At 38.4% G+C, this 12,515-nt stretch carries 13 protein-coding genes; 4 read left to right on the top strand and 9 right to left on the bottom strand.

Annotated elements, in window-relative coordinates:
* Positions 1–6: 6 nt before the first annotated feature.
* Positions 7–402, top strand: a complete 396-nt coding sequence (locus tag ACHWSC_RS16645) for a thiol-disulfide oxidoreductase DCC family protein (RefSeq protein WP_394677496.1) — start codon at positions 7–9, stop codon at positions 400–402.
* Positions 403–479: 77 nt separating this feature from the next.
* Complete coding sequence (locus ACHWSC_RS16650) at positions 480–1,913, top strand: NAD-dependent succinate-semialdehyde dehydrogenase (RefSeq protein WP_394677497.1); 1,434 nt, start codon at positions 480–482, stop codon at positions 1,911–1,913.
* Between the two features lie 21 nt (positions 1,914–1,934).
* Here ACHWSC_RS16650 and ACHWSC_RS16655 read toward each other — a convergent pair whose 3' ends face one another.
* The 6 genes from ACHWSC_RS16655 to ACHWSC_RS16680 form a co-directional block, all read right to left on the bottom strand.
* Positions 1,935–2,816, bottom strand: a complete 882-nt coding sequence (locus ACHWSC_RS16655) for a DUF4476 domain-containing protein (RefSeq protein WP_394677498.1) — start codon at positions 2,814–2,816, stop codon at positions 1,935–1,937.
* 75 nt (positions 2,817–2,891) lie between these two features.
* Positions 2,892–3,461, bottom strand: coding sequence for a CopD family protein (locus tag ACHWSC_RS16660; protein ID WP_312352403.1), 570 nt, complete (start codon positions 3,459–3,461; stop codon positions 2,892–2,894).
* A 141-nt stretch (positions 3,462–3,602) separates the two neighbouring features.
* A complete protein-coding gene (hemE, locus tag ACHWSC_RS16665; RefSeq protein WP_394677499.1) occupies positions 3,603–4,640 on the bottom strand; it encodes a uroporphyrinogen decarboxylase in 1,038 nt (345 codons plus the stop codon).
* Positions 4,640–5,158, bottom strand: coding sequence for a hypothetical protein (locus ACHWSC_RS16670; protein ID WP_394677500.1), 519 nt, complete (start codon positions 5,156–5,158; stop codon positions 4,640–4,642). The genes hemE and ACHWSC_RS16670 overlap by 1 nt, the downstream gene beginning before the upstream one ends.
* 10 nt (positions 5,159–5,168) lie before the next feature.
* Positions 5,169–5,876 carry a response regulator transcription factor gene (locus ACHWSC_RS16675; RefSeq protein WP_070563139.1) on the bottom strand — a complete coding sequence of 236 codons (708 nt, stop codon included), beginning with the start codon at positions 5,874–5,876 and terminating at the stop codon, positions 5,169–5,171.
* Positions 5,866–6,741 carry a sensor histidine kinase KdpD gene (locus ACHWSC_RS16680; RefSeq protein WP_088162930.1) on the bottom strand — a complete coding sequence of 292 codons (876 nt, stop codon included), beginning with the start codon at positions 6,739–6,741 and terminating at the stop codon, positions 5,866–5,868. The genes ACHWSC_RS16675 and ACHWSC_RS16680 overlap by 11 nt, the downstream gene beginning before the upstream one ends.
* Positions 6,742–6,952: 211 nt before the next feature.
* On the opposite strand from ACHWSC_RS16680, the gene ACHWSC_RS16685 reads away from it, so the two are divergent.
* Entirely contained in the window at positions 6,953–7,657 is a 705-nt protein-coding gene (locus tag ACHWSC_RS16685) for a YjjG family noncanonical pyrimidine nucleotidase (protein ID WP_394677501.1), read from the top strand.
* A gap of 32 nt (positions 7,658–7,689) precedes the next feature.
* Here ACHWSC_RS16685 and ACHWSC_RS16690 read toward each other — a convergent pair whose 3' ends face one another.
* From ACHWSC_RS16690 to ACHWSC_RS16700, 3 genes are all read right to left on the bottom strand, one after another.
* Positions 7,690–8,499 carry a DUF1080 domain-containing protein gene (locus tag ACHWSC_RS16690; protein WP_083663849.1) on the bottom strand — a complete coding sequence of 270 codons (810 nt, stop codon included), beginning with the start codon at positions 8,497–8,499 and terminating at the stop codon, positions 7,690–7,692.
* Between the two features lie 67 nt (positions 8,500–8,566).
* Positions 8,567–11,008 (bottom strand): TonB-dependent receptor domain-containing protein, encoded by a 2,442-nt coding sequence (locus tag ACHWSC_RS16695; protein ID WP_394677502.1) that lies wholly within the window; start codon positions 11,006–11,008, stop codon positions 8,567–8,569.
* A gap of 99 nt (positions 11,009–11,107) precedes the next feature.
* Positions 11,108–11,389, bottom strand: coding sequence for an ATP-dependent Clp protease adaptor ClpS (locus ACHWSC_RS16700; protein ID WP_046671971.1), 282 nt, complete (start codon positions 11,387–11,389; stop codon positions 11,108–11,110).
* A 78-nt stretch (positions 11,390–11,467) separates the two neighbouring features.
* On the opposite strand from ACHWSC_RS16700, the gene ACHWSC_RS16705 reads away from it, so the two are divergent.
* Positions 11,468–12,514, top strand: coding sequence for a 3-oxoacyl-ACP synthase III family protein (locus ACHWSC_RS16705; protein ID WP_394677503.1), 1,047 nt, complete (start codon positions 11,468–11,470; stop codon positions 12,512–12,514).
* Position 12,515: the final 1 nt, after the last annotated feature.

The following is a 12,515-nucleotide window of genomic DNA, read 5'->3' on the forward strand; positions in this document are numbered from 1 at the left end:
TATAATATGGAACAACAAGGGAGATATATCATCTTTTTCGATGGTGATTGCTTGATCTGTAATCACTTTGTTCAACTATTATTAAGGATTGATCGCAGAAAGAAATTCTTATTTAGTTCCTTGCAGTCTGAATTTGCTCGGACCGCGCTAACAAATATTCCCAAAAATACCGATTCCATCGTTTTCCTATCTCCAGCTGGTACCTATCTCAAAAGTGAAGCTATTTTAAAGATTTGTAAGCAATTGGGCTTCCCTTATATTACATGTTATTTACTAAAGATTTTACCACTTTCGTGGAGAGATGCGCTTTATGATTATTTTGCTAAAAACCGCTATCGATGGTTTGGAAAAAATGAATTTTGTACGATACCTTCAAAATCTGAGCGAAAAAGATTCATTTGAACAAACGGTAATCTTATTGAAGTGAAGTTTAGTTCAGAAATCTTCTAATTATACTTGTGACAATTAAATTTACATCGATGAAAAATACACTTTTAATTGACAGTGCCTATATCAATGGGAAATTTATCAAGTCAAAACACACATTTGATGTGGTAAATCCTGCAACAGGAAAAGTTATTGCTTCGTTGCCAGATTTAAAAGTAGTTGACTGTACTAAAGCCATAATTGATGCTGACAAGGCATGGAAAAGCTGGAAAAACACAACTGTACTGGAACGTTGCAACATCGTCCGCAAGTGGTACGATCTTATTCAACACTATAAAGACGATCTTGCGGAAATCATGACCTTAGAAAGCGGCAAACCGCTAAGCGAATCGAGGGTAGAGGTTGACTACGGTAGTTCTTTCGTAGAATGGTTTTCAGAGGAAGGAAAAAGAGCCTATGGTGAAACCATACCCGCTCATAAAAAAGGAAGTAGGATGATAACGATTAGGCAAGGTGTAGGTGTCGTAGCCGCAATTACACCCTGGAATTTTCCTTTAGCGATGATCACCCGAAAGGTTGCTCCAGCATTGGTGGCTGGTTGTACCGTTGTGCTAAAACCGGCCTCCCAAACCCCATTTTCTGCTATAGCATTGGCTAAACTGGCTGAAGATGCAGGGATTCCGAAGGGTGTTTTTAACGTAATTACAGGAAAAGATAGTGTTGGTATCGGCAAAGAACTAGCTACAAACGACCTGATAAGAAAACTATCCTTCACAGGCTCTACCGAAGTCGGAAAAACACTCATAGAACAATCAGCCTCTAACATTAAAAAAGTATCTATGGAGCTCGGTGGTAATGCTCCCTTTTTGGTTTTTAACGATGCGGATATTGATGCTGCTGTCGAAGGAGCGCTTGCCGGAAAATTTAGAAACTCAGGGCAAACTTGCGTTTCCATCAATAGGTTTCTAATACAAGAAGATGTCTATGATGAGTTTTCATTGAAACTTAGCCATGCTGTCAGCAAATTGAAAGTTGGTAATGGACTTGACAAAGGCGTCCAGGTAGGCCCCTTAATCAATGCAAAAGGGCTAGAAAAAGTACAGCATCATGTACAAGACGCATTAAATCATGGTGCCGAATTGGCTACTGGAGGAAAGGTCATCAAAGATCTATTTTTCCAGCCAACTGTGCTGACCAACGTTCCGAAAGAAGCGCTTATATTCCGCGAGGAGACTTTTGGTCCGATTTGCGCCCTTTTCAGTTTCAAGACAGAAGAAGAAGGAATAGCAATGGCCAATACGACTGAATTTGGGCTAGCCTCCTATTTTTATAGTACAAATATAAATCGCTGTTTTCGTGTTGCTGAACAGCTAGAAGCTGGCATGGTAGGTGTCAATACAGGCCTTATTTCAAATGCAGCAGCTCCTTTTGGTGGAGTAAAACAATCTGGTGTAGGTCGTGAAGGATCTAAATACGGTTTGGATGAATATATGGAATTAAAATATATCTGCTTTGGCGGTGAATAAAAAAGGAGCAAAATGCTCCTTTTATTTTTTCAAAAAATCCACTAGCTTTTCCCTTGTTGAACTGAACGATAAGGCGTCCCCTACTTTCTCATAACTCTGTTTATCCACACAGGTTGGATAAGCATATTTGGCAAAGGCCAGTTTATTATCATCTCGTATAAAAAGTTCCATTAAATCAACAATTTCACTAACACTTAGGCGCATACTTTTTAATTCCTGAGCAGCTACAGCAAGTCTATCCTGATCGTTTTCCTTCTGATTTAATAGATCGTTCAATCGATTGGAATTCGTCTTATTCATTACTCCGACATCAGACAGATCATTATCTTCATTTTCAGCATATCCTCCTTGATTCGCTACACCGTTACGATAAACCTTAGCGTCTTCTGACTGCCTATATTTATCATTATTATATCCCCCACGATTATTGTTTGGCAAATCATCACGATCTTCTGATTGTCTGTATCGCTCATTACCTTGTTCATTACTATATCCATCCCGGTTATTATACGGTAAATCCTCACGATAATTACCGTTGTTATACCGATCAACAGGATTCATGGATTCCAAAATAATCCCCCTATTTCCGCCTCTGCTACTGACAGAAAATACCACATTCATATATTGTCCATTTCTATTGACAAGTTGCACGCCACTGCCATTCAATGTGCGTTGCTGTCTGTCAGCAAATACAATACGCAAATCATAACGACGACTCGTCAAATTGGATACCCTAATATCCGTGGAAGCCCTATTATTATACAAAACGTTGTTGATATAAAGAAAAAATGGAACATCTGTAGAATAGATATTTAATGCCCCTCCAAAAGGTCTGTATCGCTGCGCAAACCCAGCCGTTGCGACAATAAGCAACGAGACCATAACCAAAATTTTCCTGTACATAATCCGATTCAATTTATAATTCTTCGACTGCACAGAATAAAAAAGGATTAAGAAACCAAAGAATTTAACATTTTGTTATGCTTTCTTGTTCCGGTACTTCTTATAAAGTTTTACGGCCATCATTAAAGCAATGGATAAAATTAAGAGCCCCAAAACGCCAAATATCCAGTTCAGTGCCGATTTTAAGACAACAGTAAAAACAATCGCGAATAATAAAACTGTTGCGACTTCATTAAACAAACGGAGATTTGTTGACGTTAATTTGGATTCTTGACGACTCAATTTGAACATAATCTTCTGGCAGGTAAAATGATAGATAATCATTCCCAGAACGAATGTCAGTTTTACATGCATCCAACCCATGGATAATAAACCAGGGGAATAGCATAACATAACTAGTGCAGAAAAGACAGTGATGTACATTGCAGGAGTAGTAATAACCCACCACAGTAATTTTTCCATCTTACTGAATTCTTTATGCAAAACATCAAACGCTTCTTGACTCTTGTCCTTAGCTTCTGTATGATATATAAAGAGTCGAGGCATATAAAACAGACCTGACATCCAACAAATCACAAAGATAATATGAACTGCTTTTGCATATAAATAGACCATAGTTACAAAAATAAGAAAAGTTAATAGCATTCAATACGTCCAAACATCAATTGCGCAAATCTTACATCCAATATACAAAAGTGCTGTATCAACCGAAATAGAATAGATCTTGTTAAAACAAAAACGACCTGCGAAAGGCAAGTCGTTTTTGTTTTTGAAGTAGATAGCAAACTAATAGCTAAATTCCTTTACAACCTCAATGGCATATTTTACATTATCAAAAGGAATATCTGGCATAATACCATGTCCCAAGTTAAAGATAAAACCATTTTCACCTCTCATGCGCTCAAATAATTCGATAATCTTCTTTTTGATAACAGGTTTATCTGCATACAAAACAAATGGATCCAAATTTCCTTGAACAGCAATACCCTGTGGCAGAGATTGTTTAATATTTTTTAAATCTGCATTCCAATCGATAGAAACAACATCAGGTTGCGCTTCGACCATCATTGGTGCAAAAACAGAAGATCCTTTACAAAAGGAAATGACAGGAATATCCTTACGGTTCAACTTAGCGATAATCTGCTTATTATAATAATGCGAAAAATCACGGTAATCATTCCATGATAAAGCCAAAGCCCAGCTATCAAATAATTGAATTGCATTTACTCCAGCTGCGATCTGCATGTTAAGATATTCAACCGTTACATCTGCGATCTTTTGAAGGATCATATGTGCCAACTCAGGCTGATTATTCAACATCAACTTCGTTAACTTAAAATCCTTTGAAGATCCACCTTCAACCAAATAACTTAAAATTGTAAATGGTGCTCCCGCAAAACCAATCAAAGGGATACGGCTGTCAAGACGTTGTTGAATGACCTTGATTGCATCAGCAACATACTGTAATTTATCCAAACAGTTGGTAGACAAAGTTTCAGCATCCTTTACAGAACGAACAGGATTAGAAAAACGAGGCCCTACACCTTGTTCAAAGGACAGATCCCCTCCCATGGCTTCAGCTGTAACTAAAATATCAGAAAATAAAATAGCTGCATCAATGCCTAACAAATCTACCGGAAGCATAGTGACATCCGCAGCAATTTCTGGTGTTTTGCACATCTCCAAAAAGGAATATTTATTCTTGATATCCCAATATTCCTTCATAAAGCGTCCAGCTTGACGCATCATCCACACAGGAGGCCTTTCCGTTTGCTGCGAAAATGCAGCTTTAATCAATAAGTCGTTTTGTAAAGTAGTACTCACTATAAATGTTTTGAAATTTCGTTTTCTATTTTTGTAATAATGCTGTTCTGTCTAGCCGTCAGATGTAACTTATTGGCAACATTTGTATAAGCTCTCGCTCTTTCATAATCCAACTTTCGCAGCGCTATATTTGCCAGATTAATCATCACCATACCCTTTTCATTATCTTTTTTCCAAGGCAGACGTGAAGCTAGCTGAAAATGATATTCGGCCTCATCGACACGTTCCTCTTTAAGCGCAATATTTCCCATCATAAATTCATAGAAATTGCGTCTGCCTTTACGAAGTGCGTCTGGATTCTTTATCTCAGCTAGCAAGTTTTTTGTCTTTTCATAATCTTGCCTATGAAAAGCCTGCGTTGCCAAAAAAACGGACCCTTCTCTAAAATGACTCCAAATCAAGTAGCCTATTCCACCTGCTATCAGCACAGCAGTTTGATAATGCCCTTGGTATAAGCCATAGCCCAAAAATAATGCAGCAATAAAAATAACGGCTATTCTAGCCCTGATTGTCATCATCTCGTTCTACCTATGCGTTATTGTCGGTAAACTTATAACCAACACCTCTGATAGAATGGAAATAAATCGGATGCTTTTGATCTGGTTCGAAATATTTTCGGAAGGTTAAGATAAAATTGTCGATGGTACGTGTAGATGGGTAAACATCGTAATTCCATACGGTCTCCAATATTTGTTCCCGGGATACGGCCTCATTACGTCGTTCAATCAACAGTTTCAACAGCATGGTTTCCTTCTTTGTCAACGAAGTGATCGTGCCATCTGCATGATGTAGCTCATACGAATTAAAATAGATCGTTTTATCTCCGATTTGATAAGAATTTAGTTCTTTTAAATCGTCTGGTTTCATGCCACGACGCACCAAATTTCCAACACGAAGAATCAATTCTTCTAAGTTGAAAGGTTTTACCAGATAATCATCCGCCCCTTTCTTAAGACCCGTAATTCGATCCTCACTGCTATTTTTCGCAGTTAAAAACATGATGGGAACCTCAGTGTTTTGCAGTCGAATAGTTTCAGCTACTTGGAATCCATCAATTTCGGGAATCATCACATCCAAAACCACCAAGTTGAAACGTTCCTCCTTGAAGACTTTTAGTGCTTTTTTTCCATCGGTAGCCGTAGTAACACGGTAGCCTTCCATTTCGAGATTCAACTTGATAGCTTCTAACAAGTGTTCTTCATCTTCGACAAGTAATATTCTTTGTTTACTTTGCATTTCTTTCAAATGTTACTTCAAAAATACTCCCTTTAGGAGTGTTATCTTTAACTTTTATGGTCGCGTCGTGCTTCTGCAATACGGTTTTCACGATATATAACCCCAAACCTGTGCCTTTGGTTTTTCGTGTTGCCTCACTTCCCACGCGATAAAACTTATTAAAGATAAGTTTTTTCTCTTCATCACTGATACCGATACCATGGTCAGCAACAGAAAAAATTATTTTATTATTCTCCGTATATAATTTCACATCCACCATAGCACATGCCGGCGAATACTTAATTGCATTTTCTATCAGATTAGTAACCACATTACTAATCGCAAACTTATCTGCATGAATAATGATATCCGCTTCCAAATAAGGTTTCAAAACTTGTGAACTACAGGAATTCTTCTGAAGCCTATCTACAACCTGTTCTACCAAAGCAGTAAAATTAAAATCCTCCTTCGGCATACTGTAATTTCGGCTGTCCAACTTGGTTGTCATCAATACATTTTCCACCAGATCATCCAAACGCTCGATATCCTTTAGCGAGTTTCTCAAGAACGTTTGTTGTTGCTCTTTGTCAAGATCACGCCTCAAAATAGTTTGAATATACAATTTGACGGAAGCCAATGGCGATTTAAGTTCATGCGTAATAGCCAAAAGAAAGTTCTGCTGTTGTTGAAGCAGTTTCTGCTCCCTTTCAACCAGCCGCTTCAACCGCCATGCACCCCACAAGAAAATAATCAAGAAGAATATTCCCTCTCCTATGATCATGTTCTTTTTACTCGGATCAAAACGGATAAACATCACCCCCCACCATATCAGTTGCATAACTGCATAGAACAATAGAAAATAAAAGAGTAACAGCGCTTTCTTCATGGGACAAAAATAGGTATTCACCCATGTATTCGGAAATATCCGAAGGATTATGACACAAAGAAGAAAATTAACCGATTCGCAATAAGACGAAAATCACCAAACAGTCATATAAACCATCGGAGACCCGATATCGATAAAAGTGACCTTTAATTTCATCACTAGATAACCTAACTGACTTGGAATTTCAGGTTAATTTGTTTTAATTTTGCATATGTTTAATCACGAGAAAAAAGACATTTTCTTCGACCTAGATCATACAATATGGGATTTTGATAAAAATGCCGAAGAAAGTCTGCACGAGCTATATTTTAAATACAAGTTTGATCACTTGTTTAATCAAGCGTCATCCACTCGTTTTATAGAAACTTATACGGTTAACAATCACCGACTTTGGGGACTCTATCATCACGGAAAGATTTCTAAACCAGAACTCAGGAAAGCTCGCTTTGCAGATACCTTTACCGAGCTCGGTGTGGATCCAGAGTTGTTTCCTGAAGAATTCGAACTGGAGTATCTCGCTATCTGTCCAAAAAAAACAAACTTGTTTCCCCATGCACATGAAACCTTGGCTTATTTGGGTGACAGATACAATCTTCACCTAATATCTAATGGTTTTAAAGAGGCCTGTGAGACCAAACTGGAAAAGAGCAACCTAAACAAATACTTCAAACATATTTTTATTTCAGAAGTCATCGGTGTGAATAAACCGGATCCCCGAATATTTGAGTTTGCTATGACGACTGCTCAAGCGCAAGCCCCGCAATCACTGATGATCGGAGATAACCTTGACGCCGACATCCGTGGAGCCGTAAATGTAGGCATGGACGCCATTTTCTTTAACCCAAATGTTATTGAAAAACCAGACGATGTATCACATATGATTATCGACTTGAAAGAATTACAATCGATACTATAGAAAATAGAAAAAGCAGCTTAAAGCTGCTTTTTCTATTTTAGAACCTTAACGGTAATATTCTTAAACCATACATCATTTCCATGATCCTGAAGACCGATAAGCCCTGATTTGCTATCGCCTCCAACATGGCTCAACAATTCAAAAGCCAAAGGCCATTTTTCCTCACTGAATTTACTTTTTTGCAATAAATCAATCCAGGACTTATCCCATAATGTATATTCAACAACCTTTACACCATTTTGAAAGTGCTCTACCTTGCCATTGTTTACTCTGATTTTAACTTTATTCCACTCGCCATACGGTTTACCATTCTGAGGCTTAGCAGGGATCATATCGTACAATGATGTCGATTTACGGTTTCCATCTACACCCATTTTAGCATCAGGATGGTTCTCATTGTCCAAAACCTGACATTCTGGAGACGAGATATAAATCGGTTGTCCTTCCACTTCCTTCGCTAAAAAGAAGATACCTGAATTTGCTCCTTTAGCAACTTTCCATTCCATCTCCAATTCGAAATTCTTGAAATCATGAGCAAAGACCAAGTCACCACCTTCTTCTTTACCAACATTGGCTTGACTATCAAATTTGATCGCTCCCTCATTAATTACCCATCTTTTTGGGACTACTGTCTTATCATATCCTCTCCAGCCTTCCATGGAAGTACCATCAAAAATAACATAGGCCCCAGCTTTATTCTTTTTAAATTTCTTGATATCTACACGGGGTAAATCTAAGATTTTGTAAGCAGGAACCTCTTTTTTTGCTTGCGCTACGGCAGTATTAAGATGTGCTGAAAAAGCAATCACCGATACCGCAAGAACTGTTTTTAATAACTTCATTCTTTTTAGTTTTAGGTTTGTTTTAAAATTAAATTTAAGCATTTGAGTGTATAAAGAGGAATATTTTTTAATATTCCTCTCCGCCTCCCATTTCATTTGTATTCGACTCTTTTTTCTTCGATTTGTTTAAATCTTGGCTACCAAACCGATAGGAAAGTGATAAGGTTACCATCCTCTTCATCCAACGGTGCTCAAAATTTGATATAAGTTGAGCGGTCTCTGTCACACCATTCATTTTTCGCGAATTAAATACATCTCTCACATTCAGCATAATTGAAGCTTTCTTCTTGAACACATCTTTTTTTAAGGCTAGATCCATACCTTTCATGGCATTCATCTGCCCCTGAGCCATTACACGCGAAGAATTATACTCGCCTCTCATTTGAGCAGAAAACGTTGGTGTAAAACGATAATTAGCGGTCAGATTAGCATTATAAGCGAAATCCTTTCGTTCTTTAATATCATAGTCCGGGTTTGCATTATACTGAATGTGGATCAAATTGAGATTAAATGTAAAGTCAAAATCCTTCGTTGCGTTGACCTTTGAAATAAACTCAAAACCCGAAAGATTGCGGCTGGTCATATTCTCCCATCTACTGTATGTTCTTCCATCCTCTATCTTGTAAACAAATGGCTGAATAACCTCACTTGCGTGATTGAAATAGGCAGAAGATATGAGGTTTACTTTACCAAAGGTTTTGGCAAAGCTCATTTCCAAACTGTGTACATCTTCCGGTTTCAGATTCGGATTTCCCTGACGATAATTCAAATCATCGGATACGTTTAAAAATGGGTTAACTTGCCAACCACGAGCCCGTTGAACACGGCGCGAGTAGCTAAATTGAACTTTATCCCCATTTTCGCCAACATCGTAGGTTAAAAACAGTGTTGGATATAACCTGAAAAATTTCTGTTTAGCATTGGATTCCGTTTCCACTGCAGCTGGATCCTTGGAGAAATAGGTGGACTTGAGTTCAAATTGCTCTCCCCGGAGTCCGATTTGATAGCCAATTTTATCTGTTAATTTATTTTGATAATTCGCATAAATCGCATGGACAGTACTCGTGAAATCAAAATCGTTGCTGATTCTATAATCCGGCACATAATTACCTAAAGAATCGAGTGATTTGGAAAATTGGGTATCAAATGACTTTCTGATTTGAGACCTGTAGCCTGCCTCGAATTTGCTTATCTCGGAGAAAGGTAAAACATAATCCAATTGAAGATTGATATTCTTACCATCCTCAGACGTAACATTCTTCCGTGAGGTGGCCTTCCGTCCATCGGTATAATTTTGAGAAAAATCATTTGTACCATCTTCCTTATCTCTCCCATAACTTGCATTCCCCGTCAACTCCACTCCTTCTCGCTTAAATTGATGTCTAAAATCGGCGTTTAATTCATAACCAAGATCGTCTTCAAATTGTGTTGAATTTCGAACACTCGTCCCTGTCATCTGCGATTGCTTAAAGAACTCGTAATTCAAGTCTTCTATTCGCTTGTTATCACGTATACTTAAATTACCCGAAAAACTCAATGAAGTACGGTCTGACATATTATAATCAAACCCCGCTTTTACCGTATGGCTATTGCCCTTTCTTGACGATTCGGATTCGCTATAATTACGCGTGCTATCACCAAAAAACGTGTTGTCCGTTTTCCCACTTCCCAACATGTTTCGTTTATTGAAGTTATAGGATCCGAAGTAATTGAATTTCCGATCACGATAATTCAATGTTATACCAGCCATATAGTTATCATAAGAACCAGCGGATGTATTTATCGATCCGTTCAGCCCTGTTCGAATATTTTTCTTTAAAACAATATTGATAATCCCAGTTTGGCCCTCTGCATCATATTTAGAGGATGGATTTGTGATGACTTCAACTTTTTCAATTGAATTGGCAGGTAGACTCTGAAGCAAAGAAGTTACATCATTTCCTGCTAAGGCAGACTCCCGGCCGTCGATTAAAATCTTCACACTACTTGATCCACGCAAACTGACCGATCCATCCTGATCAACTTGCAAAGTGGGAACATTCGCAAGCACATCGGTCGCTGTTCCACCCGCGCTGACCAAACTCTCACCTACATTGAAGGTTTTACGGTCTATACCAATTTGCATGGCTGGAGCTCTTCCTTCAATAACAACTTCGTTCAACATATTACCTGTAGACTTCAAAGCAATTCGACCTAAGTCCTTGCTTTTATTCCCTAATATCTCTATACTATCAATAGTTTGTGTCTCGTAGCCAACATAAGTGATACGGACATTATATTTGCCAGGTTTAATATCAGACAACAAAAGGAATCCTTGGGATACAGACTGTCCCCCCTTAACAAGGACGTTACTATGGGCGTCCAAGAGCGCGACACTAGCCGATGAAATAGGTTTAGAGGTTTCGCTATCAACTAAAATAGCTTTGATTTGACCTGTTTGAGCAAAAAGGACAACAGGTAAAAAGAATACAAATAAGAAAGATTTAAACGATTTAGCGTAAAAAAACATGCTTCAGCTTAGTTTATAAGTTATAGTGCAAAGAAAACTAAAACTTATAGACAAAATTGAAGCGTAACCACATTATTACGGTAACAAAAGAATAGTAAATTACTCCACAGAAACAGTCAATCCCTCGGCTTTCAGAATTTTACGATAGATTTCCATCTCCGTATAAGTACCCTCCAATACGGCACATTTCCCTTCAGTATGTACTTTCCAGGCAATCTTCTCAGCTTGCTTCTCGGTATATTGTAAATGATAGATGAGACAATGAATCACATGTTCAAACGTATTGGTTTCATCATTCCACAAAATGAGTCGATTAGACTCTTTCACAGAGGCTAATATCTCTTCTAACGTAAAGGTTTCTTCAGCAGTTTGGGTACCCATGCTGCAAAAATAGAATATTTTTTTCTAAATTAACGATAATATAAAAGGGAAGAATACAATCAATTAGAGGAATTTATTATGTTTCAGTCAAAAATTGCAGGAATTGGCTATTACGTCCCAAAAAACGTATATACCAATAATGACCTAACACGCTTTATGGATACCAGTGACGAATGGATTCAAGAACGAACTGGCATTAAAGAACGTAGATATGCAGACCGAATAGGCGAAACCACCACCACTATGGGGGTCGAAGCAGCTAAAATTGCCATCGAACGAGCCCATATTACACCTGAAGATGTCGACTTCATCATCTTTGCCACCTTATCACCAGATTATTATTTTCCGGGCTGCGCCGTTCTACTGCAACGGGAAATGAAGATGAAGGAGGTCGGGGCACTGGATATTAGAAACCAATGTTCTGGTTTTATATATGCGCTTTCTATTGCCGATCAATTTGTCAAAACAGGGATGTACAAAAATGTACTAGTGGTTGGTTCGGAGAAACATTCTTTTGCACTTGACTTTTCTACGAGAGGACGAGCCGTTTCAGTGATTTTCGGCGATGGTGCTGGAGCAGTAGTTGTGCAGCCTACAACCGAAAATGGCAAAGGAATCCTGAGCACGCACTTACATTCAGATGGAGCCGAAGCCGAAAAGCTAGCGATGTATTACCCCGGAGCTTCCAGTGGAATTTGGCTAGATAAAATGCCCAATTGGCCGGATCAGGAATTGGGCGGATTATTAATGACCAAAGAGATGCTCGAAGATGGAACTGCGTTTCCAAATATGGATGGCCAGGCCGTCTTCAAAAAAGCTGTTGTCAAATTTCCTGAGGTCATTCATGAAGCGCTGGCAAAAAATAATTTAAAAACCAGTGATATCGATTTATTGATTCCACATCAGGCCAATCTTCGCATTTCGCAATTTGTACAGAAAACTCTTGGATTAAGGGAAGATCAGGTTTTCAACAATATTCAGAAATATGGGAATACCACTGCAGCCTCTGTACCGATAGCACTATGCGAGGCTTGGGAAGAAGGAAAGATTAAAGACGGTGATCTCGTATGCTTGGCAGCTTTTGGAGCAGGGTTTACCTGGGGCTCGGCCTTAATTCGATGGTAGC

This window comes from uncultured Sphingobacterium sp. (genome assembly GCF_964277905.1).
Classification (GTDB): Bacteria; Bacteroidota; Bacteroidia; order Sphingobacteriales; family Sphingobacteriaceae; genus Sphingobacterium; species Sphingobacterium siyangense.

Excerpts from the sequence above, each read along its gene's own strand:
- ACHWSC_RS16700 (WP_046671971.1), bottom strand. The coding sequence starts at position 11,389 with ATGGGTACCCAAACTGCTGAAGAAACCTTTACGTTAGAAGAGATATTA.
- ACHWSC_RS16685 (WP_394677501.1), top strand. The coding sequence starts at position 6,953 with ATGTTTAATCACGAGAAAAAAGACATTTTCTTCGACCTAGATCATACA.
- ACHWSC_RS16680 (WP_088162930.1), bottom strand. The coding sequence starts at position 6,741 with ATGAAGAAAGCGCTGTTACTCTTTTATTTTCTATTGTTCTATGCAGTT.
- ACHWSC_RS16675 (WP_070563139.1), bottom strand. The coding sequence starts at position 5,876 with ATGCAAAGTAAACAAAGAATATTACTTGTCGAAGATGAAGAACACTTG.
- ACHWSC_RS16650 (WP_394677497.1), top strand. The coding sequence starts at position 480 with ATGAAAAATACACTTTTAATTGACAGTGCCTATATCAATGGGAAATTT.
- ACHWSC_RS16660 (WP_312352403.1), bottom strand. The coding sequence starts at position 3,461 with ATGCTATTAACTTTTCTTATTTTTGTAACTATGGTCTATTTATATGCA.
- ACHWSC_RS16690 (WP_083663849.1), bottom strand. The coding sequence starts at position 8,499 with ATGAAGTTATTAAAAACAGTTCTTGCGGTATCGGTGATTGCTTTTTCA.
- ACHWSC_RS16670 (WP_394677500.1), bottom strand. The coding sequence starts at position 5,158 with ATGATGACAATCAGGGCTAGAATAGCCGTTATTTTTATTGCTGCATTA.
- ACHWSC_RS16705 (WP_394677503.1), top strand. The coding sequence starts at position 11,468 with ATGTTTCAGTCAAAAATTGCAGGAATTGGCTATTACGTCCCAAAAAAC.
- ACHWSC_RS16695 (WP_394677502.1), bottom strand. The coding sequence starts at position 11,008 with ATGTTTTTTTACGCTAAATCGTTTAAATCTTTCTTATTTGTATTCTTT.
- ACHWSC_RS16655 (WP_394677498.1), bottom strand. The coding sequence starts at position 2,816 with ATGTACAGGAAAATTTTGGTTATGGTCTCGTTGCTTATTGTCGCAACG.
- ACHWSC_RS16645 (WP_394677496.1), top strand. The coding sequence starts at position 7 with ATGGAACAACAAGGGAGATATATCATCTTTTTCGATGGTGATTGCTTG.